This window comes from Streptomyces sp. LUP47B (assembly GCF_001746295.1).
Lineage (GTDB): Bacteria > Actinomycetota > Actinomycetes > Streptomycetales > Streptomycetaceae > Streptomyces.
The window spans coordinates 1,222,968-1,249,939 of sequence record NZ_MJAH01000001.1; the positions used below are offsets into that span (position 1 = coordinate 1,222,968).

Annotated in this window: 27 protein-coding genes and 2 pseudogenes; 18 read left to right on the top strand and 11 right to left on the bottom strand. The window is 67.6% G+C overall.

Annotation, left to right across the window (positions count from 1 at the left end; genetic code table 11):
* Window positions 1-120: 120 nt before the first annotated feature.
* The 3 genes from BFN33_RS05440 (at window position 121) to BFN33_RS05450 (ending at window position 2,831) form a co-directional block, all read left to right on the top strand.
* Window positions 121-657 (top strand): NAD(P)H-dependent oxidoreductase, encoded by a 537-nt coding sequence (locus tag BFN33_RS05440; RefSeq protein ID WP_057617575.1) that lies wholly within the window; start codon window positions 121-123, stop codon window positions 655-657.
* Window positions 658-1,454: 797 nt separating this feature from the next.
* Window positions 1,455-1,604 carry a helix-turn-helix domain-containing protein gene (locus BFN33_RS53650; protein WP_256122640.1) on the top strand — a complete coding sequence of 50 codons (150 nt, stop codon included), beginning with the start codon at window positions 1,455-1,457 and terminating at the stop codon, window positions 1,602-1,604.
* 192 nt (window positions 1,605-1,796) lie between these two features.
* Window positions 1,797-2,831: an alpha/beta hydrolase gene (locus BFN33_RS05450; protein ID WP_218108952.1), complete on the top strand. Its 1,035-nt coding sequence runs from the start codon at window positions 1,797-1,799 to the stop codon at window positions 2,829-2,831.
* 211 nt (window positions 2,832-3,042) lie between these two features.
* Here BFN33_RS05450 and BFN33_RS05455 read toward each other — a convergent pair whose 3' ends face one another.
* Window positions 3,043-3,948 carry a LysR substrate-binding domain-containing protein gene (locus BFN33_RS05455; RefSeq protein WP_057617579.1) on the bottom strand — a complete coding sequence of 302 codons (906 nt, stop codon included), beginning with the start codon at window positions 3,946-3,948 and terminating at the stop codon, window positions 3,043-3,045.
* Between the two features lie 222 nt (window positions 3,949-4,170).
* Here BFN33_RS05455 and BFN33_RS05460 point away from each other — a divergent pair, with 222 nt between their 5' ends.
* The 3 genes from BFN33_RS05460 (at window position 4,171) to BFN33_RS05470 (ending at window position 6,549) form a co-directional block, all read left to right on the top strand.
* Window positions 4,171-5,400 (top strand): acyl-CoA dehydrogenase, encoded by a 1,230-nt coding sequence (locus BFN33_RS05460; RefSeq protein WP_158013153.1) that lies wholly within the window; start codon window positions 4,171-4,173, stop codon window positions 5,398-5,400.
* Window positions 5,401-5,450: 50 nt separating this feature from the next.
* On the top strand, window positions 5,451-5,978 hold the full coding sequence (locus tag BFN33_RS05465) for a flavin reductase family protein (RefSeq protein ID WP_057617583.1): 528 nt from the start codon (window positions 5,451-5,453) through the stop codon (window positions 5,976-5,978).
* Window positions 5,979-6,309: 331 nt separating this feature from the next.
* Window positions 6,310-6,549, top strand: a complete 240-nt coding sequence (locus BFN33_RS05470; RefSeq protein ID WP_057617585.1) for a hypothetical protein — start codon at window positions 6,310-6,312, stop codon at window positions 6,547-6,549.
* 8 nt (window positions 6,550-6,557) lie between these two features.
* On the opposite strand, the pseudogene BFN33_RS49470 reads toward BFN33_RS05470, so the two are convergent.
* Together BFN33_RS49470 and BFN33_RS05475 are read right to left on the bottom strand one after the other, a co-directional pair.
* Window positions 6,558-6,713 (bottom strand): annotated as a pseudogene (locus tag BFN33_RS49470) (ISAzo13 family transposase); the annotation flags it as partial.
* 4 nt (window positions 6,714-6,717) lie between these two features.
* On the bottom strand, window positions 6,718-7,629 hold the full coding sequence (locus BFN33_RS05475) for a LysR family transcriptional regulator (protein ID WP_069758652.1): 912 nt from the start codon (window positions 7,627-7,629) through the stop codon (window positions 6,718-6,720).
* A gap of 209 nt (window positions 7,630-7,838) precedes the next feature.
* Between BFN33_RS05475 and BFN33_RS05480 the strand changes: the two genes are divergently transcribed.
* The 4 genes from BFN33_RS05480 to BFN33_RS05490 all read left to right on the top strand — a co-directional run bounded on the left by BFN33_RS05480 (window position 7,839) and on the right by BFN33_RS05490 (window position 12,102).
* Window positions 7,839-9,374 (top strand): carotenoid oxygenase family protein, encoded by a 1,536-nt coding sequence (locus BFN33_RS05480; protein ID WP_256122641.1) that lies wholly within the window; start codon window positions 7,839-7,841, stop codon window positions 9,372-9,374.
* Window positions 9,375-9,382: 8 nt separating this feature from the next.
* Complete coding sequence (locus BFN33_RS05485; RefSeq protein ID WP_057618117.1) at window positions 9,383-10,033, top strand: MBL fold metallo-hydrolase; 651 nt, start codon at window positions 9,383-9,385, stop codon at window positions 10,031-10,033.
* Between the two features lie 262 nt (window positions 10,034-10,295).
* Entirely contained in the window at window positions 10,296-10,460 is a 165-nt protein-coding gene (locus tag BFN33_RS53655; protein ID WP_158013154.1) for a hypothetical protein, read from the top strand.
* 181 nt (window positions 10,461-10,641) lie between these two features.
* On the top strand, window positions 10,642-12,102 hold the full coding sequence (locus tag BFN33_RS05490) for an aldehyde dehydrogenase family protein (protein ID WP_057617589.1): 1,461 nt from the start codon (window positions 10,642-10,644) through the stop codon (window positions 12,100-12,102).
* A 490-nt stretch (window positions 12,103-12,592) separates the two neighbouring features.
* Here the strand turns inward: BFN33_RS05490 and BFN33_RS54100 are convergent.
* Together BFN33_RS54100 and BFN33_RS05495 are read right to left on the bottom strand one after the other, a co-directional pair.
* Window positions 12,593-12,703 (bottom strand): annotated as a pseudogene (locus BFN33_RS54100) (SDR family NAD(P)-dependent oxidoreductase); the annotation flags it as partial.
* An 18-nt stretch (window positions 12,704-12,721) separates the two neighbouring features.
* Window positions 12,722-13,465, bottom strand: coding sequence for a FadR/GntR family transcriptional regulator (locus BFN33_RS05495; RefSeq protein WP_242436202.1), 744 nt, complete (start codon window positions 13,463-13,465; stop codon window positions 12,722-12,724).
* A gap of 362 nt (window positions 13,466-13,827) precedes the next feature.
* Between BFN33_RS05495 and BFN33_RS05500 the strand changes: the two genes are divergently transcribed.
* The 8 genes from BFN33_RS05500 to BFN33_RS05535 all read left to right on the top strand — a co-directional run bounded on the left by BFN33_RS05500 (window position 13,828) and on the right by BFN33_RS05535 (window position 22,149).
* Window positions 13,828-14,808: an aminopeptidase gene (locus tag BFN33_RS05500; protein WP_069758653.1), complete on the top strand. Its 981-nt coding sequence runs from the start codon at window positions 13,828-13,830 to the stop codon at window positions 14,806-14,808.
* Between the two features lie 4 nt (window positions 14,809-14,812).
* Window positions 14,813-16,117: an amidase gene (locus BFN33_RS05505; RefSeq protein WP_057617596.1), complete on the top strand. Its 1,305-nt coding sequence runs from the start codon at window positions 14,813-14,815 to the stop codon at window positions 16,115-16,117.
* Window positions 16,118-16,158: 41 nt separating this feature from the next.
* Window positions 16,159-17,397, top strand: a complete 1,239-nt coding sequence (locus BFN33_RS05510) for a RidA family protein (protein ID WP_069758654.1) — start codon at window positions 16,159-16,161, stop codon at window positions 17,395-17,397.
* A gap of 23 nt (window positions 17,398-17,420) precedes the next feature.
* Window positions 17,421-18,383 carry a molybdopterin-dependent oxidoreductase gene (locus tag BFN33_RS05515; protein ID WP_057617601.1) on the top strand — a complete coding sequence of 321 codons (963 nt, stop codon included), beginning with the start codon at window positions 17,421-17,423 and terminating at the stop codon, window positions 18,381-18,383.
* A 339-nt stretch (window positions 18,384-18,722) separates the two neighbouring features.
* Window positions 18,723-19,514: an amino acid ABC transporter ATP-binding protein gene (locus tag BFN33_RS05520; RefSeq protein WP_057617603.1), complete on the top strand. Its 792-nt coding sequence runs from the start codon at window positions 18,723-18,725 to the stop codon at window positions 19,512-19,514.
* Between the two features lie 173 nt (window positions 19,515-19,687).
* The gene (locus BFN33_RS05525; protein WP_069758655.1) at window positions 19,688-20,575 is read left to right on the top strand and encodes a glutamate ABC transporter substrate-binding protein; all 888 of its coding nucleotides are present in this window, start codon (window positions 19,688-19,690) and stop codon (window positions 20,573-20,575) included.
* Between the two features lie 72 nt (window positions 20,576-20,647).
* Window positions 20,648-21,298 carry an amino acid ABC transporter permease gene (locus tag BFN33_RS05530; protein ID WP_057617607.1) on the top strand — a complete coding sequence of 217 codons (651 nt, stop codon included), beginning with the start codon at window positions 20,648-20,650 and terminating at the stop codon, window positions 21,296-21,298.
* On the top strand, window positions 21,295-22,149 hold the full coding sequence (locus BFN33_RS05535) for an amino acid ABC transporter permease (protein WP_069758656.1): 855 nt from the start codon (window positions 21,295-21,297) through the stop codon (window positions 22,147-22,149). The genes BFN33_RS05530 and BFN33_RS05535 overlap by 4 nt, the downstream gene beginning before the upstream one ends.
* Before the next feature lie 221 nt (window positions 22,150-22,370).
* On the opposite strand, the gene BFN33_RS05540 is transcribed toward BFN33_RS05535, so the two are convergent.
* The 6 genes from BFN33_RS05540 to BFN33_RS05565 all read right to left on the bottom strand — a co-directional run bounded on the left by BFN33_RS05540 (window position 22,371) and on the right by BFN33_RS05565 (window position 26,962).
* Window positions 22,371-22,907 carry a thiamine pyrophosphate-dependent enzyme gene (locus tag BFN33_RS05540; protein WP_158013155.1) on the bottom strand — a complete coding sequence of 179 codons (537 nt, stop codon included), beginning with the start codon at window positions 22,905-22,907 and terminating at the stop codon, window positions 22,371-22,373.
* A complete protein-coding gene (locus BFN33_RS05545) occupies window positions 22,904-23,125 on the bottom strand; it encodes a hypothetical protein (RefSeq protein WP_057617613.1) in 222 nt (73 codons plus the stop codon). Before BFN33_RS05545 ends, BFN33_RS05540 begins: the two co-directional genes overlap by 4 nt.
* Before the next feature lie 300 nt (window positions 23,126-23,425).
* Window positions 23,426-23,719 (bottom strand): hypothetical protein, encoded by a 294-nt coding sequence (locus BFN33_RS05550; RefSeq protein ID WP_057617615.1) that lies wholly within the window; start codon window positions 23,717-23,719, stop codon window positions 23,426-23,428.
* Window positions 23,720-23,764: 45 nt separating this feature from the next.
* Window positions 23,765-23,980 carry a CoA transferase gene (locus tag BFN33_RS55425; RefSeq protein WP_069758657.1) on the bottom strand — a complete coding sequence of 72 codons (216 nt, stop codon included), beginning with the start codon at window positions 23,978-23,980 and terminating at the stop codon, window positions 23,765-23,767.
* Window positions 23,981-24,162: 182 nt separating this feature from the next.
* The gene (locus BFN33_RS05560) at window positions 24,163-25,173 is read right to left on the bottom strand and encodes a PHB depolymerase family esterase (protein WP_218108953.1); all 1,011 of its coding nucleotides are present in this window, start codon (window positions 25,171-25,173) and stop codon (window positions 24,163-24,165) included.
* Window positions 25,163-26,962 carry a glycoside hydrolase family 3 protein gene (locus BFN33_RS05565; protein ID WP_069758659.1) on the bottom strand — a complete coding sequence of 600 codons (1,800 nt, stop codon included), beginning with the start codon at window positions 26,960-26,962 and terminating at the stop codon, window positions 25,163-25,165. Before BFN33_RS05565 ends, BFN33_RS05560 begins: the two co-directional genes overlap by 11 nt.
* Window positions 26,963-26,972: the final 10 nt, after the last annotated feature.

The following is a 26,972-nucleotide window of genomic DNA, read 5'->3' on the forward strand; positions in this document are numbered from 1 at the left end:
CAGGCGATCGCCCGTGAGAGGCGTACGCGCCGGTGCCATGGAGTGGTGCCGGTGCGCTTGGCCTGACGGCCGGCTGCGACCGCCTCGTCCCACCGTTTCCACGTAAGGGTTTCATTCATCATGTCCAAGGTTCTTCTGCTCGTTGGTCATCCCAATCTGTCCGCCTCCAGGCACAACGGGGCACTCGTCGACGCCGTACGCGACCTGCAGCACGTGACCGTGCGCGACCTGTCCGCGGTCTACCCCGACTTCCAGATCGACGGCGACACCGAGCGGGCACTGCTCGCGGAGCACGACGTGATTGTCTTCCAGCACCCGCTGTACTGGTACAGCACGCCCGCGATCTTCCGTCAGTGGCAGGACACGGTCCTGACCCACGGCTGGGCGTTCAACTACGAGGGCAAGCCGTCGCAGACCGCCGGCAAGAAGGCCATCTTGGCGGTCACCACCGGCGGCTCGGCCGACGATTACAGCCTCGAAGGCCCGACCGAGTTCACGATTCACCAGCTCCTGGGCCCGTGGCGCGCCACGCTCGGCCTGTGCCAGTTCGACATCCAGCCGCTGTTCGCCCTGCACGGCGCCGCCTTCGGACTCTCCGACGAGGATGTCTCCTCCATTGCCAAGGACTACCGCGAACTCCTTACGTCCTTCGCCTGACCGGCCCCGCCACACGGCTTTCCGCGGTCTCGCAGAGGCCGCCAGCCTCCTGCCCGGCACGGCGTGGTGCTCTGCCGTGGCACAGGCGTTCGGCTCCACAGGGGGTATGCGAGTTGCCGCAGACGCCCTCCCGGCGGGCTCACCAGGTGGGCCCGCCGGGAGATCTCCCCCGGCACCGGGGGCCGCCTGGATGGGAGAGACCCACTTCGCTCTGTTCTGCTCCAGGTGGGCCATGTCCTTGCGCAGATCGATGATGGTGAAGCCCGCGGCTACGGACGTGGAGCTGGTCCGCCAGGGGTACTGAGGAGTTCTGCACCCGTATAGCTCGAACAGGCTTCCGTTCTGGGCTCCGAAGACGGAGAACTTCGGGGCTTTGTCGAGGATGTCCGGTCCCAGACCGTGCTCGGCGAACTTCCGCATCTTTGCGTGCTGCGCAGCTGCTGGAGCAGCTCGTCCTGACGCTCGACGGTGTCGTGCGGCGCTGGGAGCCCAATGGGCGCACTTGTGTGGATCAGCTCGCGCTCATCCGCCGCCCATCTGGCCCGGCGGCACAGCGTACGGCTGGGGGCGCCCCCCCGGCCGAGGGCTGGGGAGGAAGACGCCGAGCCGTCGGGACGTACGGCCGGGCTCAGCGACCGCCAGTTCACGGCCGTAGGGGAGTTTCTCGATGCCCGGCTTGCCGAGCCCTTGTCGTTGGAGGACCTTGCCTTGGCGGCTGGGCTGAGTGCCAGCCAGTGAGCCCGGCGTTTCAAGGTCCGCACGGGTGCCCTCCCCATCGGTACCTCACGGGCATGTGAGTGGAGCAGACCGCCCGCTTGCTGCGTGTGGGTGACATGCCCATCGCCGAGGTGGCGGCGATGGGCGGCTTCTCCCACCAGGAGCTCCTGATCCGGGTGATTCGCCCCCACCTCGGTACGACGCCGGCTGCCCTGCGCCGCGAGGGCTGACGAGGCGCACCGCTACTCGCGGTTGTTGCGAGCCCGCTCCCATGGCGAGAGCGTGCTGATGAGCGCCGTGCATCACTGCGTCCCGACTCGCATTGGACCGCTCAGGCGCACTTCACGGATAGTGCGGGTCATAGGCGCAGTTGCCGTGACGGAGGATCTATGTCCAGCTCACCACCACTCGACGGACCACTTGTGATCAGTGAGCAGGGCGGTTTCTGGGTCGGGGTCGGACGCAGGCGGACCGAGGGCGGCACCGTCCCCGAGGCCGCGATGTACGTCCAGTACCAGATCCCGGCCGACCTGACGCATCCCTTTCCCGTGGTGATGGTCCATGGCGGTGGCGGCCAGGGAACGGATTTCCTGTCCACACCGGACGGCCGCCCCGGGTGGGCCACAAGGTTCCTCCAGGCCGGCTTCGCCGTGTACGTGGTGGATCGGCCGGGACACGGGCGCTCCCCGTACCACCCCGACGTGCTGGGACCCATCGTGGGCCCACCGCCGAGCTACGAGTTCCTGACGGCGCTGTTCTGCACCGGAACGGCGCGGCCCGGCAGCCAGTGGCCGGGGACCGGCGAGATCGGCGACCCCGCCCTGGACCAGCTGCTCGCGAGCCAGGGACCTACGTTGCCCACGTTCGCCGACAACCAGGAGCAGATGCGCCGCTGCGGAGCCGAACTGCTGGACCGCATCGGACCCGCCGTTCTCGTCACCCACTCGATGGGCGGGCCCTTCGGCTGGGTCGTCGCCGACGCCCGGCCAGAACTGGTCAAAGCCGTCATCGCGGTCGAGCCGATGGGTCCGCCGTTCACCGAACTGCCCGGCTTCGGCCGGCTGGACTGGGGCCTCACCGCAACCCCGATCACCTACGAACCACCTGTCGAGGATCCTGCGGAGCTGCGCACGCAGCTCCGCAGGGCTGGAGCCGAAGGACTGCAGGACTGCCTCGTCCAGGCCGAACCCGCCCGGTCCCTGCCCAACCTGAGGAACCTCCCCATCGCCGTGGTCGCGGCCGACACATCGCCGTTCGCGGCGTTCCAGCACGGCATCGCCGACTACCTCACGCAGTCGGGTGCCGACGCCGACCTCCTGCGCCTGCCGGAGATGGGACTCACCGGCAACGGCCATATGCCCATGGGCGAGAGGAACTCCGACGAGGTGGCCGAGGTGCTGATGGCCTGGCTCGGCAAGCGGCTGGCAGCGGCGGAGGGCCACCCCGTACGGCGGTGACCGATCAGGTCCTCGATCAGGCCGTTGATCGAGCTTTCGGCAACTCCGTCTCGATCACGTAGAGATGCTCGCCGTAGTGCGGGACCGCGTCAGTCACGGTCCCGCACCGAGTTGTGCGCGCGTGCGGTGTGCGCCGTACGCAGCCTCTTGGACGCCGCCGTCCGGGCGAAGACCGCCGACAGCGCACCGTCGTTCATACGCGGCCCCGCAGTCACGTTGCGAGTTCGGCGTGCGGGACACGTGCCGACTCGCGCTGGGCGACCCGGCGTGCCACCTCGGCAAAGGCCGGAGCGGCCGGCGAGAACCCGGTTGCCGGATACGCGATCGCGGCCACCGAGAAGATGGGCTCCTTCGGAGGTATCGCGCTCACTCCCGGGTGTGGAGCCATCCGTGTCCCCGACATCGGTGTCAGGCCCACCATGTGCTGGTAGGCGACCGTCGCGGACATCTCGGCGGCCGAGCGCGCGTGGGAGCCGATCGCGGCGGGGACTCCGTTGCGTTGATCCCCGCACACCCAGAAGTCGGACAACACGTCAGGCGTGACCCAAGGCTGGTCGAAGACCTCGGCCACGTCCACCGATGACGCGCGGGCCAGCGGGTCCCCCTTCCAGAGGGTGACGAAGGCGGGCTCGGTGAAGATGGGCACCGTGACCAGCGAGGAGACGGTTGTGTTCTCGCGCAGCAGTGCGACGTCGTACTCCCCGGAGAGCAACGGGTCGATGCCGCGGTGGAAATCCGCGTCGTGCACGCGGACCGAGGCGTGCGGATAACGCTCGCAAAAAGCCTCGATGATCGGATGGGTCAGCTCGGCCAGGGCGATGCTGTAGAGACCGATCCGTACTTCGCGCGTGTACTGAGCCCGGATGGCACCCGCCGTGGCGGTGAGCCTGTCGGCGTTCACGAGCACCCGATGAGCTCGCTCGAGCAGTTCGGCGCCTTCGGCGGTGAGCTCCACATGCCGTTTGTCGCGGTCGAACAACGTGACGCCGAGTTCGCGCTCCAGCGTGGCGATCGAGCGCGTCAGGGCGGGTTGGGTGAGGTGCAGCCGCTCGGCGGCCATCCGATAGTTCAGGGTTTCGGCAAGCGCTGAGAAGTGGCGCAGGCTCCGGATCTCCATTCCACCCTCCCCAGGTCACGCCCTAGATACGCCACTGTGACCTGCGGCACAGGTTACACACCCGCCCCCTGCCAGTCATCCCACTGAAACGAGCGCTCCCTCCCGCGCTCTCTGATGCGTGCCGCTCATCAGCGTCACACGCAATGGCATTGGACGGCTTTCCGAAGAGTGCTGACACTCCATTCAAGACCTACAAAAGCCAGTTCACAGATGGGGTGCCGAGTGTCAGAGACAGTCGAGGTGACCGTGGAAATACCGCAGCCCGAACCGGGCCTGACACCGGAAGACCTAGTGCTCCGGGCACGTGAGCTCCAGTCGTCGCTGCGTGACCGGCAGGACCAGACGGAACTGCTGACAGGCATGCCCGACGACACACACAAGGCCTTCCTGGAGGCCGGTTTCTACCGCACCCTGCAGCCGCGCCGCTTCGGCGGCTATGAGTTCAGCCTGCGCACCTTCTCCCGGATGGTCACCGAGGTGGCACGGGGCTGCCCGTCCAGCGGCTGGAACCTGTGCCTGGCCGCCTCCCACAGCCTGGTGGTGGCCGGGCGTTTCCCGGAGCAGACTCAGCGCGAGGTCTTCGGGCCGGCCGGCGACTTCCGGGCGCCGCTGCCGGTCAGCCCGACCGGCACCGCTGTCAGGACGCCCGAGGGTTACCTGGTCAACGGCCGATGGGACTACGCCTCCGGAGTCAATGTCTCCACGCATTTCCTGGGCGGCGCGCTCATCGACGACGGCGAGGGCGCTCCGCCACTCCCCGGTATGGTGCTCGTCCCCTCTGACTGGCAGGTCCTGGACAACTGGGGTGAGATTCTCGGGTTCCGTGGCAGCGGCTCCAACAGCGTCGTCGTCGAGAACGTGCTCGTGCCCCACGGGTACGTGTCCAAGACCCATATCGAGGCTGTCGACGTCGCGGACGGACCGGGCGTCGGTCTGCACGGCAACCCGATGTACGCGGGCCAGATGGCGTCGTTCTTCAACATCCAACTGGTCTCGATCCTTGCGGGCGTCGCCTGGGCCGCGATCGACGAGTACCAGCGGATCATCACCACCAAGAAGACTCACACACCGCCGTTCCATCCGCGCAGTCACGAGCCCGAGCACCAGCGCAACCTCGGCCTGGCCATGGGACTGGCGGATGCCGCCCAGCGGATCATCCTGTCGATCGCCGACGACTACACCGGGTATGCCGCCCGCGGCATGCAAGGCGGCGAGCCCTTCTCCTATCTGGACGACCAATCCCTTTCGGTCACGGCCCGGCAGGCCGGCCAGCTCGCGTGCCAGGCCGTCGAGCGGCTGGTCCCGGCCAGCGGCTCCAGCACGCTGGCGAACGGCGAGCGCATGCAGCGCTACCTGCGCGACGTCGCCACCTACAAGTCCCACCTCAACGCGCAGTACGGAATGTGGGCGACTGACTACGGACGCTCCGTCCTCGGCGTGGAGACCCCCTGATGAACCACTCGACGTCGGCGTCGGCTGCTGCACTTCATGGGGATACCCCCATGGACGATCCCGCCCGGTTCCGGCACGTGCTCGGCAACTATCCGACCGGTGTCGCGGTCGTCACCGCGATGGCACCCGGCGACACCCCGGTGGGCATGGTCATCGGATCGTTCACCTCGGTGTCCCTGGATCCTTCGCTCGTCGGGTTCCTGCCCGGTCGCTCCTCCACCACCTGGCCCCAGATCATGGCCAGCGGTGCGTTCTGCGTCAACGTGCTGAGCGCGGGCCAGGAGGGCATGTGCCGCGACTTCACCGCCAAGTCACCGGAACGGTTCGAACGCCACCAGTGGCGTGGCGCGTCCTCGGGCAGCCCGATCCTGGCGGGCGTCCTCGCCTGGATCGACTGCGACATCGCTGACGTCCAGAGCACCGGTGACCACTACTTCGTCCTCGGTCATGTGCGAGAACTAGGGATCGAGAAGACCGGCGCGGCGCCCATGGTCTTCTTCCGGGGACGGCTCAGCCCTCTTCCGCCTCACCGCGGGGATGACGGCTCAGTCCCGTACCAGTGGCCCGACTGGCAGTGATCCGGGCCGACAGCGGCCACGACCGCCCACCCACCGGCTGCCGGTGGCGGCTACGCCGCTGCGGCGCAGCCACGCGAAGCACGGCCCCGGTTCCGGTCAGGAACCTGTCGGCCGACAAGGGCGACGGCTGGTCCCGCCGCACTGCCCCCCAGCGCGGGGGCGCGGCGGCGGGAACCGGACACGGCGCGTCAGCCACCGCGCCCCCCACTGAGCGGCGTGCATCGTGAAGTCGCAGGTCGCGGGTCTGGTGTGCATGACGAGTGGGGTACTTGCGCCGGTCGGCGGCCGATGGCCTTGGTGTTGATCATTGGGTGGGTCCGGTTCCGGTGGCATGTCTGGTTCGGCTGCGCCCGCGACTCGCTCCCGCCTACGACCCGTCGGCAGGACGGCACGCCACGAGATCGCGGGAGGGCCAGGGACGAAGGAGCGGCAGTGGATCAGCGCTCGCCCAAGCGAACTGGACTCGCTCGCCGAGGAGTTCACCAAGCAGCTTCAGGAAGTCCATGTCGAGCGGGAGGAACTGGCGATCGTGGAGCGGCTGTTGAACCGCCTGGCCGAGCAGGTCCAGTAGAGGGCGTTGTTCGAGCTACTGGCGTCCGCGGTGATCAGCAACCGGTCCGCGTCCGGATGGTCCACTCGCCCACGGCGGCGCCACCAGCGGCGGATGGATTCGGTGGTGAACCCGGCGGTGTCATGGTCCGTCCCGACGTTGACCCAGCCGGTGTTGGTGGCTAGGTAATCAGGTGCTCCCTGCTCTGGGCAGGCGGGCGAGTGCGAGCCGCAGGAAGGCCTGGGCTGCGGGTGAGGCCGGTGCCGGGTCGCGGTGGGCGAGGGCCAGTGGCTGGAGTGCATGGCAGTCGTGGAGGCGCAGGATGCAGTCGGCTTGGTCCGCGGGGACTATGGCGTCGGCCACCGGGCGGGGCACGACGGTCACCCCGATGCCTTCAACGGCCAGCGAGACGAGATCTCCCGCGTTGCGCAATGTGCAGACACTCCGGCGACGTGCCCGAGCACGGTCGAAGGCGGCGTCCACCTGCAGGCGCAGTCCCGTGTCCGGGGCGTAGTCGAGGAAGCGCTCGTCGGCGAGCTTGCCCAGATCCGTGACGCCGGCCCCTCGCAACGGGTGCTGACGACCCACGACGGCCACGAGCGGCACCAGGCGGAGCAGGTGGTAGGCGATGCCCTGGGGCAACTGGTGGTCGTGCAGGCCGATGATGGCGACCTCGAGTTCGCCGGTCAGGAGCTGGGCGGCGGCTTCCACCCCGTCGGCGTCGGAGAGGGTGACCTCGACCGAGGGGTACGCCTCCTGGTACTCCCGCAGCAGGCCGAGCTGGTCGATGTCACTGGCCGTGAGCGTCACCGAGCCTATGCGCAGTCGTCCTCGCACACGTCCGTCGAGGGAGGCGATCTCGGCGTGCATCTCCTGTACAACCTTGAGCACTTGCCGTGCGGAGGCCACGAAGGTCTGTCCGGCCTGGGTCAGCCGGACGTTGCGGCTCGTCCGTTCGAACAGCCGGGTCCCGACCTCGTGTTCGAGCTGGGTGATCTGGTGGCTGAGCCCGGACTGCCCGATGCGGCAGCGTGCCGCGGCCCGGGTGAAGTTGAGCTCGTCGGCGATGGCCACCGCGTACTCCATCTGCCGCAGATCCATCGCAAACTCCGATCATTTCGTGCGGGTTTCAGTGTTGGACTCCGAAGACACAACGAGGACATCATGGCGCCAGAACGAGCTGTTCAGCTCCGATCCACCAATTCCTACACTCTTTCCTGCGAGGCCTGCTCTCACAGTAGAGCGCTGGCGCCCAGGAGCATCCATCAGTTTCTTCGCTTGATCAAACCCTAGTCACAGGGGAGAGAGCCATGGCGACTGCAACGACGCAGCCAGGCGGGACACCCGGGCAGCAGCCTGTGGGCACCCAGCCGCCTCCGGAGACCATGACGTGGCCGGACACGCCGAAGTTCTGGGGGTTCTTCGCCCCATCGCGGATCGAGGCGGACGTCTACGACCTGGAGGTCGAGGGCCGTATACCGCCCGCGCTGTCCGGCGCCTTCTACCGGGCCGCCGCGGACACCCAGTATCCGCCGCGGTACGCGAACGACGTCTACATCAACGGCGACGGCATGATCCACATGGTGCGGTTCGACAACGGCCACGCCGATCTGAAGACCCGCTTCGTCCGCACCAAGCGCTTCGAGCTGGAACGCCAGGCGCGCCAGGCCCTGTTCGGCGCCTACCGCAACCCGTACACCGATGATCCGTCGGTGGCCGGCATCGACGACGGCAACGCCAACACGTCGATCATCTGGCACGCCGGGAAGCTGCTCGCGCTGAAGGAGGCGGCCCTCCCGTACGAGCTGGACCCGGTGACGCTGGAGACCCGGGGAATCTACGACTTCTCCGGCCAGATCCGCGGGCGTACGTTCACCGCGCACCCCAAGCACGATCCGCGCACCGGTGAGCTGATCGCCTTCGCGTACAACGCGACCGGTCTGCCGGACAAACAGATCCACATCTACGAGATCTCGGCCTCCGGCAAGGTCACCCGCTCCCAGACCTTCGAGGTGCCGTACTCGGCGATGGTGCACGACTGGCTGGTCACCCGGGACCATTTCGTGTTCACCATCTCGCCCATGGTCGCCGACGCGGAGCTGCTCAAGACGGACGAGCAGTACTTCGCCTGGGATCCGAACCAGGGCACCTACGTCGCGATCATCCCCCGCGAGCAGGGCGTGAGCGGCATCCAGTGGTACCGCAGCGAACTGCTGATGGAGACGCACTCCCTCAACGCATGGACGGACGGCGACACCCTGGTCGCCGACCACTTCGTCTCCAAGTCCGGCTGGTTCTCCCAGTTCCCGAAGACGACCGTCGGCCTGCTGCCCGAGCTGCCGCCGTTCCTGCACCGCTGGACGTTCGACCTCACCCAGGGCGCCGCTCACTGGGACGACGCCAAGAACACCTACCGCAGCGAACAGCTGATCGCCTCGCCCGGTGACATGCCCCGCGTGGACCCCCGTGTGCTGATGGAGAAGAGCCGGCATGCGTGGATCGGCAGTATGCATCCCGACGAGCCGATGTGCGAGGTCGGTCCGATGGGCCCGCCGTTCAACTCCCTCGTCTACCGCGACAACGACACCGGTGAGACGACGCACTGGGCGCCCGGCGAGCACGCCGCGCCCGAGGAGCCGGTGTTCGTGCCGAAGTCGGCAGACGCGGCCGAAGGCGAGGGCTACCTGCTGGCGCTTGTCGGTCGGCGCGACCAGAACCGGCACGACCTGGTCATCCTCGACGCCCTCGACATCGCCGCCGGCCCCATCGCCACCGTGAAGATCCCCTTCCGGCTGCGCTACGGCTTCCACGGCACGTGGGTTCCCGAGAACGAACTACGAAAGTGAGCGGACAGATGCGACTCATCAGGTGCGGACACGCCTGTATCAGGCTGGAGCGGGACGGCGTGGTCATCGTCATCGATCCCGGTGTCTTCTCCGACCCCCGGGCACTGGAGGGTGCCGACGCGGTGCTCGTGACGCACGAGCACGAGGACCATTTCGCCGAGGCCGTGCTGCGCGCGGCGGCCGAGGCCGACCCCGCCCTGCGGATCTGGGCCGACCGCTCCGTGGCGGCCAGGCTCGAAGGACTCGGCACCCGGGTCGCCGTCGTCGGCAACGGAGACGCCTTCGACATCGAGGGCATCAGTGTCGAGGTCCACGGCGAACTCCACGAGCCGATCCACCCGGACATGCCGCAGGACACGAACGTCGGCTTCCTCGTGGGGAACACGGACGGCGCTGTCTTCCACCCGGGCGACGCGTTCACCGTGCCCACCCGCCCGGTGGACACGCTCCTCGTACCGGTCCACGGCCCGTGGTCCAAGACCGGCGAGGTCATCGACTACGTCCGCGAGATCAAACCGCGGCACGCTCTGTCGATCCACGACGGCGGTCTCAGCGAAGGCGGAAACTCCCTGGTGGACGTCCTTCTGACGGCGAGCCTCCAGGGTTTGGCCATCGACTACGCGCGGGTGGCTGCCGGAACCGGGATCGAACTCGCCTGACGGCTCCTCACCCCCAGCCCGTTGAAGTCCAGAAGCTCCCTATGCGGTAGCCAGGGCTTGAGGGGCGGCGCGCGCATCACAGGGCTCGAATGCCCGGGTGCGCGCGCACTGGGCGCTTCGACGTGGTGGTGCACGCCGTGGGTACGAACGACCGGCGACCCCCGGTGGACACGCCGGACGAGGTGTGGGACCGCACTCGTGACGCTGAACCTGTCGAGTGCGGTCTTCGCCGGGTGGACCAAGGGTCGGCTGAAGCGGCGAAGTGGGCCAGGACAGCATGATGTTCTTCTCGTCCCTGTCGACGGGCAGCCTGGACAAGCTGGTGAATGTCATGGCCCAGGAACGGGCCGCTGATGGCACCCGTCAACGCGGTGTCCGGCTTCAGACCGAGACAGCGGACTGGAAGTCCTCCCGCCCGAGGACCTGATCGCCAACACCAGCTGGACCGCATCCGGACTCCGGCCGAACTCGTGGATACCGCGCTCTTCCTGGCCACCGACGATTCCTCCCACCTGACCGGCGCATAGCTCAACGCCGACGGCGGCTTCGACCTGATGGACACCTGACTCGCAGATCCGCATCCGACCAAGCACAAAGGGAAACGACCCATGCAACTTCATCGGAATCTCCTGATCGGCGGCAAGGAGATTCCCGCCGCCGCGGGCCAAACCACGACCGACCACAACCCGTGGACCGGCGAGCCGTACGCCACGGTCGCCGCCGCAGGACCGGAGGATGTGCGAGCCGCGGTGGGCGCGGCCGACGCCGCCTTCGCCGAGTGGGCCGCCCTCACGCCCTTCGCCCGGCGCAAGATCTTCCTCGACGCGGCGGATCTGATGGAGCAGCGCGGCGAGCAGGCCGTGGAACTGATGGCCGCGGAGACGGGCGCGACCCAGGGATGGGCACTGTTCAACGTCACCGTGGCCGCGAACGTGCTGCGCGAGGCCGCCGCCGCGCTCACCGCCCCGCTCGGTGACGTCCTCACCACGCAGGAACCGGGCGGTCTGAGCCTGGCCGTTCGCGAACCCCTCGGCGTCGTCGCGGCGTTCGCACCGTGGAACGCGCCGATCATCCTCGGCACCCGAGCCGTCGTCGCCCCGCTGGCGGCGGGCAACACCGTCGTGGCCAAGGTGAGCGAGGACGCCCCTCTCGCATGCGGGATGTTCGTCGCCGACGTGCTGCGCGACGCCGGACTGCCCGACGGAGTCCTCAACGTCATCACCAACGACAAGCAGGACGCCGCCGCGATTGCCGAGACGCTGATAGCGGACGCGCGTGTCCGCGCAGTCAACTTCACTGGCTCGACCGGCGTCGGGCGGATCATCGGCACCCTCGCCGCACAGCACCTCAAGCCGGCCGTGCTCGAACTCGGTGGCAAGAACTCCGTGATCGTGCTGCAGGACGCCGACCTCGACCATGCCGTGAACGCCGCCGCGTTCGCCGCGTTCATGAATTCCGGCCAGATCTGCATGTGCGCCGACCGCATCCTGGTGCACGCCTCACTCGCCGACGAGTTCACCCGGCGCTTCACCGTGAAGATCGCCGAACTGCCGACCGGCGATCCGGGTCTGCCCACCACCGTCATCGGCCCGCTGGTCGACGAGGCCGCTGCTCAGCGGGTCGCCGGCCTGGTCGAGGACGCGGTTGGCAAGGGCGCACGCGTGCTCACCGGCGGCGCCGCACCCGAGGGCGCCCTGCACCCGGCGACTGTGCTGACCGACGTCCCCGAGGACGCGTCACTGCACCAGACCGAGGCCTTCGGACCCCTCGTCGCCATCAGGGCCTTCGCGAACGATGACGAGGCCGTGGCCCTGGCCGACGACACCGAATACGGCCTCAGCTGCGGCATTCTCACCGAGAACGGCACCCACGGCCTGAAGGTGGCCCGCCGTATCCGCACCGGCATCGTGCACGTGAACGACCAGTCCGTGGCGGACGAACCCCAGGCTCCCTTCGGCGGCTTCGCCGCCTCCGGCTACGGCCGCTTCGGCGGACGCTGGGGCATCGAGTCCTTCTCGAACATCCGCTGGCTCACTCTCTCCACCGAGCAGCCGCACTACCCCTTCTAAGGTGAGGTCAGTCGTGAGCCGCGATGCTCCAGGCGCTGTCGGGGGTTGGGTGGCGGATCGGTGGGGAACGACGCGGCAGTACTACCCGGCCGCCCTCGCGGCCTTCGCCGTCCGCGGCGTCGGCCTGGACTCCCGCGGCCCGCACGGTCCTCGCCGCGGCACCCGACCCACGCCGCCGCCCGCCTGACCCGTGCCCAGCTGCGGGCCGTCCTGCGCAGATCCGGACGGCAGCGGAACATCGAGGTATGGGTGGAAAGGCTGCGCACCATTTTCACCGGCGACTACCTGCACCAGCCGCCGCTCGTCGAGCAGACTATGGGGCGGCAACCCTGGCGCTGGTCGCCCAGTTGGATGCCGGCTGCCGGGCCGCCGATGACCTCGCCGAGGCGCCGGCCAAGGCGTTCGCGGGGCTACCGGACGCCGAATTCCTGGGCAGCTTCCCGGGATCGGGCCACTCACCGGCGCACGCTTCCTGGCCGAGATCGGTGAAGACCGCACCCGCCCAGGCCAGCGTGTTCGAGGCGAAGGACGAGGGGCGCAGAACCGTCCACTCCAGTCCGCTGTCCCGCACGGCCTGCTCGCCGGGCAGATGCCGGCTACCCGAACCGAAGCAGCGAGGCTACGCGGCACTCGGGTCGCTCGGGTCGCTCGGGTCGATGCCTTCCAGACTTTCCTGCGTGTGCCCAAGGTGTTCCCGGAGCAGTTGCTGAGCGAGCGGGGCATCTCGAGCGACGATGGCATCAGCGATGGCGACGTGGTCGCCGTGCAGATACCCGCCCTGTTCTGGAATCGCATAGTGATCGCGCTGGTGAAGCTCGTGGAGCAGGTCAAGTTGCTCCCGGACCATGCGCACCAGAAGAAAGTTGTGGGTGGCGTTCGCGAGAGCGACATGGAAGTCGACGTTGTCCTGCCATGTAGCGCCACGTTCGGCAAGCTCCCGCAGCCGCTGGCCTTCCTCGGCCGTCCTGCGCTGGCAGGCAAGCGCCACGATCTGCCCCTCCAGAAGCGTTCTCGCCTCCAGGGCATCGACGATCGTCGCGACTTCCAACGTGGACACCGAGTCACCTGTGGATCGAATCTTGGCGTCGACGGCGCGCACGAACCGGCCCCCTCCCTGCCGGGAGATGATGATGCCGCGCTCCTCCAGGACCCGGAATGCCTCGCGCAGCACGTTGCGACTGACCGAGATCTGCTTCGCGATCTCGCGTTCCGGAGGCAACCTGGTTCCCGGCTGCAACTGCTGCGAGTCGATCAATTCGATGATCTGCTGAACCACGTCTTCATACAGTCGGCGACTGCGTGCCGCCCGGAAGTGCATCGGTTGCTCGAGCGCTTTTCCTTCCGACGGAACTTGATCTTCCATGGCGAGCACTCCACATCCTGGGCCGACACTCCGGTAGCCGACTGTACTGCGGCGTTCTCCGGCGAAGCCCGCCCCGTGGGTTTGACGGATGACTCGTAGCACGCTTCGCAGTGGAAGCCGAGATGACCACTGCCGCGTCGGCACCGCCTCCCGCATCCGCCCACGTGAAGCCACCGCCGTAAGACCAGAGGCCACTATGCGAATGTGGCGCACATCACACACAGGATTCCATCCCTTCGGAGCATAATTGGGTCACCCAGTGACCCAATTATGCCCGGGATTCGAGGAAGCCTGCCGCCCGATCTGCGAAGCAACTCGGCCTTGCTCGCCCCCCGCGCGGAACCGCACGAAGAAGAGGACAGATGCTCGAGGTATTGATGATGAAGGGCGCGACAAAGCTCGTTTCGGTCTGCGCCGCGGTTCAGCCGGGAGAAGACGCTCTGATAGTCACTGACGCCCGGCAGGATCCCCGGATTGCCACGGTGCTGGCTCAGGCGGTGGTTGCCGCAGGCGCGCAGCCGACCGTCATGGTGGTCAGCGGCGGTGGCACCGACTCCGGCGAGCCGAGTGCAGCGGTGGCCGCGGCCATGCGGAGTTCGGCGGTGGTGTTCACACCACTCACCTCCTCGATCACTCACACGAGGGCGGGCAGTGAGGCCTGCGCCGACGGGACCCGGATCGTCAACATGACGCAGTGGACTGCGGGAATGATGGTCTCCGGTGGCATCGACGCCGACTTCGTCGCGCTCGAACCGACGGTGCGCGCCTTGGCCAAGGTGTGGGACACCGGCGGCTCGGTGCAGGTGACCACCGCTGCGGGCACCGACCTCCAGCTCGACATCAGCGGGCGGCTCGGTTCTCCGCACGCCAAGACCGGCATCGTGCGTCCGGGCCAGTTCCACCCCGTGCCGGACATCGAGTCGCCAGTGTCACCCGTCACGGCCGAGGGCCGGATTGTCTGCGACGCGAGTATCCCCTACCTCGGTATCGGGGTGCTGGACCAACCGGTCGTGCTTGAGGTCCGTGACGGCAACGTCGTGGAGATCAAGGGTGGCCGGGCTGCGGACACGGTGCGCGCCGCCTGGGCGGCCATGGATGATCCAGGCGTGTACAACGTCGCCGAACTCGGCGTGGGCATGAACCCCGAGTGCCGGCTGATCGGCCTGATGCTCGAGGACGAAGGCGTCGCCAACACCTGCCACATCGGCGTGGGCACAAGTGTCAACCTGGGCGGCACCGTCAAGGCGTCCTGCCATTACGACTTCATCCTGCGCGATCCGACCATCACCGTCGATGGCCGCATCGTGATGGACGCCGGCACCCTCCTTGTCAGCGCTGACTAGTCCGATGATCGCGGAGCCTCCGCCCCGGACCGCGCTGGAAGGCGCCCGGCTGATCGCGTCCGGCAGGCTCACATCGGAACAACTGGTGCGTAGCTACCTGCGCCGCGCCAAGCAGCGCGAGAACGACCTGCGCGCCTGGTCTCATCTCGCCGAGTTGGAGGCCGTCGCGGAGTCCCGGCAGCGCGACCGGGAAACGCCGAAAGGTCTCCTCCATGGAGTTCCGGTAGGGATCAAGGATCTCTCCGACACCGCGGACATGCCCACCGGTTACGGTTCAGCAGCGTATGCGGGGCACCGGCCCCCGGCTGATGCGGCGTGTGTCGCTCTGGCACGCTCGGCAGGCGCCGTCATCCTCGGCAAGACGTCCACCACCGAATTCGGTGGCAGCGAGCCGACTCCGACCCGGAACCCGCACAACCCCGCCCACACCCCGGGGGGTTCGTCATCCGGCTCAGCAGCCGCGGTCGCCGACGGACAGGTGCCGCTGGCCACCGGTACCCAGACCGGTGGGTCGGTCATCAGGCCGGCGTCTTTCTGCGGGGTCGTCGGCTTCAAACCAAGCTTCGGTTCGATCTCGCTGTACGGAACCAGGTCACCGTCGTGGTCACTTGACACCCTCGGCCTGTTCGCGGCAGACATCGACGATGTCGCCTTGTTCTTCGCGGCGCTGCGCGGGGAGCAGACGCTGGCGGAACGTCCGCCGCCACAGCACCGGCCAACGGTGGGCGTCTTCCTGGGACCGTACGCCGACCGGGCCGAACTCTGGGCGATCGAGGCGCTGGAGACGGTCGCCGAACTCTGCTCCGCACTCGGCTGCCGGGTGGCCAACCTCACCGCGCCGGCGGGTTTCGACCGATCACTGGACTGGCAGCGGACTATCTCCCGATTCGAGACGTCCCGATCACTGACCTTCGAGTGGACAACGAAACGACACAGCCTGGGCGCCCCCCTCAAGGCCGACATCCGGCAAGGGCTGCCCATAGCGTTCAGCGAATACGAACAAGCGAAGACGGAAAGCAGCAAGCTCGCCGCAGCCGTGCATGAGAGGTTCACCGGCTACGACCTGGTTCTCACCCTCGCCGCGACCGGGGAAGCACCCCTGGGTCTGCGATCGACCGGCGACGCGGCGTTCAACCGCTCGTGGACGCTGCTGGGCCTTCCCTGCCTGGCACTGCCCGCAGCCCTGGGTCCACACGGGCTGCCGCTCGCGGTCCAAGCGATCGGTGCCCGTCACCGCGATGACGAACTACTCGCCCACGCCTCATGGCTCCAATACATGATCAGGCGCCAAGGCCTCTACCCCGACTGACCGAGTCCGATCCCACCACACGAGACAGGAGCCCCTACCCAATGGTCAATCAGCAGAGCAGTGCTGTCCGGGAACCCGCGGTACACCCCCTCATCTGGCAGGCAGAGAGCACCGTCGCCGGGCCGTTCGTCTTCACCTCCGCGGTCCTGGCAACCGTCGGGAGCACTGGCATCACACCCCCGGCTACACCGCGGCCGTCCTTCCTCGTCTCCGACATCACGCTGCAGACGGAATCCGTTCTCTCGTCGATCTCCGACACGCTCGCCGCGGCCGGGATCAGCCTGGCGCACGTCGTCAAGGCAAACGTCTTCCTCGCTGATCCCACGGACTTCTACGAGTTCGACCGCGTGTGGAACACCTACTTCACGCGCCCGCCGACCCGTACCACTGTGGCCGTCAGTGGTCTGCTTGTTCCGGAGGCCAAAATTGAGATCTCGGTCGTGGCCCTCAGGGCGGACAGCGGCATCACGGCGGTCCCTGCCACCTCGGACGCGCCTCGTCCCATGACCAAGAAGGTCGAAGCCGTCACGGCGGGAGATTTCGTCTTCACCTCCGGACAACTCGCGCACGACGCCGTCAACGGCCTGCCGACTGAGGCCACGGGTGCCACGACGCGGTGCGATGTCGGCAAGCAGACCGCCTACGTCCTGGCCAACATGCGCAGGTCCCTGGCTGCCGCCGGTGCCACAGCCGACCAGGTGGTCAAAGCTCAGACACTGCTCACCGATCTTTCCGACCCCGCGGGTTTCGACGCCATATGGAACTCCTCACACACCGGCCTTCCCGCGCTCGCAACCATCGGTATCAGCGCACTTCTGGTCACGGACACCATCATCGAGATCGATCTCACCGCCTACCTCGGCGACACGGTCCGCCGATCCGAGCGCGACACATCACGCGGACCGGACGCGGTCGGCTGCGGAGACCTGGCATTCTCGGCCGGGGTCTACGCCGGCATGGACACCGGCGACGTCCCGCCGCAACTGCTCCCGCATCACGCCTATCCCTACTACTCCTCAGCCGTCGAGTTGCAGACGGAGTGGGTGCTTGACCGACTCGACGACGCGCTGACCAGCGTGGGCAGTTCTCTCGGGCGGACCGTGAAGGCTCAGGTCTTCCTGCGGAACATGGCCGACTTCCCGATCTTCGAACAGGTCTGGCGTCGCAGGTTCGCCCAGCCACCGGCCCGGTCTGTGGTCCAGGTTCCCCGGCTGCCGGCCGAGGGCGCGGTGGTCGCGGTTGAAGTGATCGCGGCAGCGCGCGAGACCTCATCGATCTGAGTCACCACGCAGGGACAACCAGCATGGACTACACGCTGACGGGTAAACTCACCGATTTCATCACCCCCGCGCCGTTCGTTTTCCAGGCCGATCACTTCGGTGTCCCCCGAGTTGACGCCGAATCCTGGACGGTGACCATCGACGGGCTCGTGCGACGAAAACTCGAGCTGAGCCTCCAGGATTTGGCCAGCCTGCCGCAACGCGAGGTGACCGCGTTTCACGAGTGTGCGGGCAACCCGATCCACCCCGACATCCCCCAGCGCAGGGTAGCCAACATCAAATGGGCCGGCGTCCCGATCGCCGCGATACTGGACCTGACGGGCGCACACGAGGACGCGCAGTACCTCATCTCCAGAGGCGTCGACCATGGGATGTGGCAACACGCACGACATCCCGCCTACGAAAAGGATCTACCTATTTCGAAGGCCTGTGATCCCTCGGTTCTGCTTGCTGTTGCAATGAACAACATGCCACTTCCGGTCGAACACGGTGGCCCGGTGCGACTCGTGGTACCGGGCTACTACGGAACCAACTCAACGAAATGGCTGCGATCGGTCTCCCTGTCGGCATCGCGATCAACCAGCGCCTTCACCACGACGTACTACACCGACCGGGAGACAGTCGCGAACTCCACCCGGGAAACCCCGGTCTGGGAAGCGGCACCGAACTCGGTCATCGTCGCTCCGGCCAACGGCCAGCCTGTCCATGACGCTCTGGTCGATATATGGGGATGGTGCTGGGGCGAGTATCCGATCTCCCGCCTCGACATCAGCACCGACGGCGGCCATTCCTGGACCGCAGCCGAACTGGGCCCGAGACAGGACAGCTCATGGCAACGGTTCACCCTGCCCTGGAGACCGCCCACCGCAGGTGAATACTGCGTCGTCTCACGCGCCACGGACGAGCAAGGCCGCACGCAACCCGATACGCCGCGGCGCAACCGAATGTACAAGTCCATCATCCACGTACAGTTCGGCCACCCTTGATCAACACGGATGTCTGCCCCGTGGCCCCATACAGCGTGCTGAGAACGCTCTTTGTCCGCCCGGTCCGGGACCGCTGAAAGTGATATGGCGCCATTGCTCCCGTCGGCGTAAACAGCATGCCAGCGGTGACGCGTGGGGGCAGTAAGTCGCTCTCCTCCCCCAACTCGACCTGGCTGTAGGCGTCTCCGGGGCGAGCTCCGGATCGACATACACACGGCGAAGACCATCGTGGCGGTCGACAGAACGTCAAGGCATCGATCTTCGACTGGCCGACTTTCGGCATCGTCGGTTACCTGCACATCAGCCTGCCCTACGTGACCGGACAGATAGGAGCCCGCCATGCCTGAGTCTCCCGCCACATCCCCGGACAGCGCTGTCGCAACACGCGACGACGACGCGCCGCTGATCGCCCTGACCGGCGTCAACAAGTGGTACGGAGGCCATCACGTCCTGAAGGACATCAACCTGTCCGTCCGCCGCCGTGAGGTCGTGGTCGTTATCGGGCCCAGCGGTTCCGGCAAGTCGACGCTGTGTCGCGCCATCAACCGGCTAGAAACCATCGACCAGGGCACCATCACTCTCGACGGCCGGCCGCTGCCACAGGAGGGAAGGGCACTGGCCGGACTGCGCGCCGAGGTCGGGATGGTCTTCCAGAGCTTCAACCTCTTCGCCCACAAGACAATCCTGGAGAACGTCACTCTGGGCCCCATCAAGGTACGCAAGAAGAACAAGGCCGACGCGGAACAGCGGGCAGCCGAGCTGCTCGACCGGGTCGGCGTGGGGCACCAAGCGGCGAAGTACCCCGCCCAGCTCTCCGGCGGACAGCAGCAACGCGTGGCCATCGCTCGCGCCCTTGCCATGGAGCCCAAGGCCCTGCTCTTCGATGAACCCACCTCCGCCCTCGACCCGGAGATGATCAAGGAGGTGCTCGACGTCATGGCCGACCTGGCCCGACAAGGCATGACCATGATCGTCGTCACCCATGAGATGGGCTTCGCCCGTACCGCAGCTGACCGGGTCGTCTTCCTGGCGGACGGCCAGATCATCGAGGAGAACACCCCCGAGGTGTTCTTCACCCACCCCCGATCGGACAGGGCGAAGGACTTCCTCGGCAAGATCCTCAAGCACTGACTCTCCCCTCGGGGCCGCGCCTCGCCCACACATTCCCCACTGGTCGCCTCGCGGGCTATGTCAGTTCGCGCCCGCGCGACGCCGAGATTTCCCTCCCCCCAACCCGCTCCCGTAGAGACCTCCGAGTAACGCGACCTGTCGGTCCGTCATGCCCACGCACAGAGGAGACAACCATGCCCCCTGCCAGAAACAGAACCGCCGCCGCGAGCATCGCGGTTCTCGCCCTCATCCTGACCGGCTGCGGCAACGCCGGCAGCAGCGAGTCCAGCGACGTCGGCATCAAGGCCACTGACAAGCCCACCTTCACCGTCGGCGGCAGAATGCAGAAGCTGGCCGACGCCGGCAAGATCACCATCGGCGTGAAATTCGACCAGCCCGGCGTCGGCTTCAAGGGCGCCACCGACAAAATGCCGGTCGGCTTCGACCCCGAGATAGCGAAGATCCTCGCCGCGTCACTCGGCATCGCACCGGAGAAGATCGCCTGGAAGGAGACGATCAGCGACAACCGGGAGCCCTTCCTGGAGAACGGCGAGGTCGACCTGGTCGTCGCGTCGTACTCGATCACGGACGAGCGCCGCAAGGTCGTCGGCCAGGCAGGCCCCTACTACACGACCGGTCAGCAGCTGCTGGTGCGCTCCGACAGCAAGATCGACAGCCTGGCCGACGTCAAGGGCAAGGAGGTCTGCTCCGTGACCGGCTCCACGTCACTGAACCAGATCGAGGCCAAGGGCGCCAAGCCGCGCGGTTTCGACACCTTCTCCGAGTGCGTCGACCAGGTCCTCAACGGGACCGTTGACGCGATGACCACCGACGGCGCGCTCCTGCTCGGCTACGCCGCACAGCACAAGGGCCAGCTCAAGGTTGTCGTCAAGCCGTTCTCCGACGAGCGATGGGGCGTGGGCTACTCCCGCAAGCACCCGGAGATGTGTCAGTGGATCACCGACACGCTCACCAAGGCCGAGAAGGACGGCACCTGGAAGAAGGCGTTCGAGACCACCCTCGGCAAGTCCGGCGTTCAGACTCCCACCCCACCGGCCCCGGACGCCTGCCTCGCCTCCTGACCTTCGTAGACCCGGCCCGTCCAGGCCACCGAGCCCCATCCCTCACCCACGCCCGAGGTGCTGAGCTGACGCATGGACCACATAACTTCCCATTTCGACCTAGTTCTTCAAGCGTTCTGGCTGACGGTCCAGCTGGCGCTCGTGTCCGGCATTGCGTCGCTGACGGCCGGCACGCTGCTGGCGGCGGCCGCTGTCGGCCCCGTGCGGGTCCTGCAGAAGGCATCGGCGGTCTACGTGGCCGTGGCCCGCAACACGCCACTGCTGTTCGTCTTCGTCCTCGTCTTCGTCGCGCTGCCCAATCTTGGTCTCCTCATTGACGCGTCCTTCCTGGTCAAGGGCGTGATCGCGATGACGGTCTATACCTCGTCGTTCATCTGCGAGGCCATTCGTTCCGGCGTGAACGCGGTCCCGGTGGGGCAGGCAGAGGCCGCCCGCTCAATCGGGCTCTCCTTCGGCCAGGTGCTGAGCCAGGTGATCCTGCCCCAGGCGTTCCGCGTGGCCGTACCGCCGCTGACCAGTGTGCTCATCGCGATGACCAAGAACACGTCGGTCGCGGCAGCTTTCGGCCTGATGGAGGCCACGGCCCGCATGCGCTACTTCACCAACGAGTCCACCGACGACACGCTCATCTTCCTTGTCTTCGCAGCTGGTTACATCGTCATCGTCGAATTGCTCTCGGCCGGAGCCGTGGTAACGGAACGACGCTGGAGGGCAGCTCGGTGACCAACGTTCTCTTCGACGCCCCGGGCCCACGCGCCCGCGCCCGGCACCGCATCTACACCGCCTCCGCGATCGCGGGTCTGATCGCCGCGGTCGGCAGCGTCGTATGGCTGCTGGCAAGCAAGAAACAGTTCGCCTACCCGGCGTGGGAACCGTTCGTCACGCCAAGCTTCATACACGCCCTGCTGGTGGACGGCCTGCTCCAGACGGTGCAGATGGCCTTCACCTCGATCCTTTTCGCGATGGTCTTCGGCATCGCCTTCGGCGTGGGCAAGATGTCCGAGCGCCCCTGGCTGCGCTGGCCGAGCTGGGCCGTCGTGGAGTTCTTCCGCGCCGTTCCCCTGCTCCTGGCCATCATCTTCATCTTCATGTCCTTCGGTGCGGGCGACAACGGCATCGGCTCCTACTGGTCCCTGGTTATCGGCCTCACCCTCTACAACGGCGCGGTCCTCGCCGAGATCTTCCGTGCCGGCGTCGAGGCCGTGCCCAAGGGGCAGGCCGAGGCCGCGTACGCCATAGGCATGCGCAAGACACAGGCAATGATCCATGTCCTGTTTCCTCAGGCCGTCAAGATCATGCTGCCCGCGATCATCAGCCAGTGCGTGGTGGCCCTGAAGGACACCAGCCTCGGCTACTACATCCTCGCCCCCGGCCTGGCCGCGGTCGGCAGGCAGATCTGGACCCAGTTCGGCAACCAGTTCCAGACCGTGGTCGTTGTCGGCGCAATGTACATCGCAGTCAACCTATGCCTGGGCGCCGTGGCCAAGCGGGTACAGCAGCGCCTGACGGGCAACCGGACGTCACTGGTTGGCGGTCCCATCATCACCAACAGGCCGGCCAAAACCACCGCCTGAGCAACGTCCAGTACTGCCCAGTCCGCCAAGGAGGCCGGCGAACAGGCCCGGCTGCCCCGCGGTCTCAGGCGAGGCAAGCGCTGGATGTTGCCAGTTGGTGGGGGCGGGGTCACCACGGACGCCCGATCCGCGGCCCCTCGCCACCCCGCTCCCGCACCACCTTCAACCACCTCTCGAACTGGGCGCGGTGGGGAAGTCCCTCCCGCTCACCCGGCGCCCCGCTACACTCCACGCCACCAGGCCCCTGACCAGCCCAAATACCGACCTACAGCTGGATTAATAGGCGTGGCCCCGGAACGCTTCTTCGGGCCACTGCGCCACGATGGCGCCGTTGATCTTGCAGTCGAGGACGAAGACGCCCTCGGGGCGGGACAGCCATGCCGGGAGGCCCCGGGTGGGTCCTTGCTCGATCGGACGACGCGCCCTTGGGCGCCCAGGGCCGTTGCCACGCCGAGGAAGACACGGGTGCCGTGCTCGACGATGTCCGTGGGCTCGCCCAGCGGAGCGAAGTGGTGCACCTCGGCGCCGTAGGCTCCGTCGTCGATGACCACGACGAGGATGGGAGCACCGTCCCGGGACTGCGCGACAAGACTGTCGAGCTCGCCGAGGCTCATGAGCAGCCGACCGTCCTCCCCGACCACCACCACGGTCAGGGAGGACGGTCTCTCGACGGAGGCGCCCAGTCCGGTCGCCAGCGACAGTCGCAGCGACATAAACGACTGGGTGAACACGAACCCGCGGGGCTCGGTGACGTTCATGTGCATGGGCACCCAGCGACGTGGCGGCCGCTGTCGGTGACCAGCGTCCGGTCGGGCGGCAGCAGCCGATCGGGTTCGCACGGGAGGACGCGGGGGGCGATGCCGGTGTCGTCGCTCTCGTCCATGAGGTTCCAGCCGGGGTCGGCGAGGTCCTCGGCGGAGACAACGGCGCGGTACCCGCGTGGCCCGGTCTCCTGGCCGGCAAGGTGCCGTGCCAAGAGACTCGCCGTCGTTCCTGACCGGTGCCGACGTGCGCAACGACACGGTGTGATCGACCGAGCTTCACTGGACACGATTCTCGCCCAGTCCGAAACACGCCGACGAGGGACGGCTCCACGCCCCGTCGCCCGTCTCGCCCGGAGTTGCGGCATCACCCATGCACTTGGGGCGCTGGCGGCGGGCCCGACCGGCTTCGGAGGACGCTTCAGGATCGTGTATGCGAGGACTTCGATATCTGCAAGCAGTGTGTCCGCCACGGCCCATTCGCCGCGGCGGACACAGTGCTTGCAGCGGTTGGTTCAGACGGCGGATTCGATGTGCAGCCGGTCGCGCGCCGGGCCGTCGTAGGCGAGCTCTTCGAGAATGGCGTCCGCATGCTGCCCAAGGGCGGGGATGGGATCCATGCGCGAAGGGCGCCCCCGCAGTCCGATGGCTGGCAGGACTGCTGTCAGCGAGCCGACGGGCGACTCCACCTCGGTCAGTCGGTTTCGGGCCACAAGTTGGGGGTGCGCTGCAATCTCTGCGACGCCGCGTTGCCGGGCGTGGGCGATCCGTCCCTTGGCGAGGCGTTGCTCGACCTGTTCACCCGTCACCGGAGAAGACCTTGGTGATGTACGCCTCCAGTGCACGGCGATGCGTCACACATCGGCTGCCGCTGTCGAATGCTCGTCGGCGGTCAGGTCCGCGCGCGCCAGTACGGTCCTGCAGAAGGAGGCCCATTCGCGTTCGTTCTGCACCGAGAGCACGATCTCGGTCCCGTCACCTGCGGTGAACGTGCCGTACGACGCTACCGCGGCGTGGCTGGTGCCCGTGCGGGCCGGATCCGATGGAAACGCATGTGGGGGAACGAACAAGTGGTACGTCTACGCCTCATCGATGCCCGGCCCCCGGACCTTGATGGCGAGAATCCATGCCCTGACGCAGAAGACGCCCCGCTCGCCCTTCTGCGGTCCGTTCCCACCACTCGCTCCGGCGGTGTAGGGCGGCGTGGGGCGGGGCCCGCCGCAGGCGTTCCCCACCCGGTCACCAGTCCCCGTCACCCCACCAGCGCGTGCTGCCGGAAGAACCGCCACATCACCTCGGTCGCGTTGACCTCCGCAGTCACCTTGCCCAGTCCCTCGGGGAAGACCGCCGAGGACCCCGGCCACGTGTGACCCCCGTCCGAGATGGTGTACAGCTGCACGTCCGCACCCGCCCGGCACCCCGCATACGCCGTGCGCGTCACATGCTCCGTGAGCTTCCGCTCGATCGGGCCGCGGTCGATCCGGCAGCCGTTGAGGGTTGCCCACTGCCGCAGTGCCACGGGCACCGAGTACTGCCAATACACGGCCCCGCCCCCGGCGTAGGGATTGACGGGGTCGGCCTGGCCGTGGAAGGCCACCACGGGCACGGGCCGACTCGGCGCGCAGGTGGTGGGATCCACCGTGGACGGGTCGGCGGCGGCGGGGTTGCCCGCACGCAGGCCGGCGACCGGGGCGATGGCGGCGAGCTGGTCGGCGAGCCGACAGGCGAGCAGGGAGGTCATCCGGGCGCCGCCGGAGTAACCGGTGGCGTACACCCGGCGGGAGTCCACGCAGAAGCCGTGCTCCACGGCGTCCAGGGTGGCGGACACGAACTTGACGTCGTCGCGCTCCTGGGGGCCTGGGTACTGCCCGGAGGTGTTGGGGACACCGGGCAGCACCCAGGCGTAGCCGCCGGTCGGCAAGGCCGTTCCGCCGTTGGGCGCGACCACCAGGAAGCCGTGCTTGTCCGAGGCCTGTTCCATGTCGCTGCGGTCGAGTTGCTCGACAGCGTTGGAGGAGCTGCCGTGCAGGTCGAGCACGACGGGCACGGACCGGTGCCCGTCGTACCCCTTGGGCACGTACACCGTCACCGGATAGGTGCCGCCGTTGAAGTCGACGGACAGTGTGGTGAGCCCTGGCGCGGCTGGCGCCGCGCAACCGTCGTGTCCCTCGCCCCCGGACGCGTTCGCGGGCGGAGCACCGAGCCCTAGGAGAAATGCGGCGGCGACGGCCGCGAACGAAAGAATACGATTTCTACTGGCCACCGAAGGTACCTCCGAAGGGATAGAGCGGGTCGGCGCTTTCCTGGGGGACGTCGGGTCGGCCGCGCTCGACCTCGTCCATGCTGCGGGGCAGTTGGAAGGGCAGGCGACCCTCTGGGTGGGCACGGCCGAACAGGACGTCGAGGACCGCTTCGTCGCTGGCGCCGTAGGTGGCCAGGAGAGCGGCGCAGCGTTCGGCGATTTCGGGGATGACGGCGGGGCGCTCGATGTGCAGGACGACGATGGTGGGCACCGTGTCGAGGAGGTTGAGGATCTTCTTCAGGTCGTTCTCGGGGAAGTCGAGGCGGCCGGCGTGGAAGAACGACTCGAAGAGGCCGGGGCGCGGTTCGTAGGGAGTGTTCAGGCGCAGGACGGCCAGGTCGGCGTCGGCGGGGTCGGCGGTGATGTCGGCGTAGTCGGCTGCGACGTCAGGCTGGAGGTTTTCCACGTACAGGCGGGGGCGAGCGGCCAGAGGCAGAAGCGGTGTATCGGCTCGCGTGGTGTTCTTCAGCAGGGTGGCCGAGCGGCGCTGGGCCATGGCGCCGGCGGCGCGGAAGTCGGCGCGTCCGACGGTCTGTTCAGCCTGGTCGGGGTTGACGTAGCGGCGGTCGTCGAAGAGTCCGAGCCGGAACTTCTCGGCCAGTAGCCGGGCCACGGAAGCGTCGACGCGGGATTCGTCGAGGCGGCCGGCGCGCACGAGGTCGACGACGAGGTCGGGGCAGTTCTCCCCGCCGAACTGGTCGACTCCGGCGTGCAGTGCTTTCAGGAGGCGTTCGGCGGGGGTGAGGTGTTCCACGCCCCAGGCGCGGGCGGGGTGCTTCTCGCCCATGATGTCGCTTTCGGTGATCAGTCCCCAGTCGGCGACGACGATGCCGGTGAAGCCGAGTTCCTCGCGCAGCAGGCCGGTGATGATGCCCTTGTTGAAGCCGAAGCCGACCTCTTCGTGCTCGGTGCCGACGGGCATGCCGTAGTAGGGCATCATTTGGGTGGCCCCGGCGGCGATGGCTGCCTTGAAGGGCTGCAGGTGGTAGTCGAAGTATCCGCCGGGATAGACCTGTTCCCGCCCGTAGGTGAAGTGAGGGTCCTCGCCGTCCTTCTGCGGGCCTGCGCCGGGGAAGTGCTTGACCACGGCGGCCACACTGTCGGCACCCAGGGCGCCGCCGGGGCCGTGCAGTCCGCTGATGTAGGCGGCCACCAGCTTTGAGGTGAGGTCGGCGTCCTCCCCGAAGGTGCCGGGGATGCGGGACCAGCGGGGCTCGGTCGCCAGGTCGATCTGCGGGTGGAGTGCAACACGCAGTCCGACCGCGAGGTACTCACGGCGGACGGTGTCGGCGAAGTGGCGGACCAGGTCGGCGTCCGCGAGGGCGGCCAGGCCGAGCGTCTCGGGCCACTGCGAGAACGGACCGGCCATCATCGCGGTGCCGGGGTTGTCGCTGAAGGCGTGGCGGGGGTCGGTGGACAGGGTGACGGGGACGCCCAGGCGGGTGGCGGCGGCCGTCTCCTGCAGCCGGTTGTGCCAGAGGGCCATCTCGCGGGACCCGGCGGCGCCCAGGACGTTGAAGTGCGTCATGTGTTGGGCGGTGACCATGTGCGGTGCGGTGGTCTGGCCGGGGGCCTGGGCGGGGTCGTCGACGAGGGTGCCGTCCGGGCCGATGGTGACCATGGTGTGGAAGAGCTGTCCTGCCTTCTCCTCCAGCGTCATGCGGCCGAGCAGGTCCTTGACGCGTTCTTCGGTGGTGCGTGCGGGGTCCTGGTAGGGGTGTGCTTCGGTGGCGGGCTGGTGGGGGGACACAGGGCTCCTT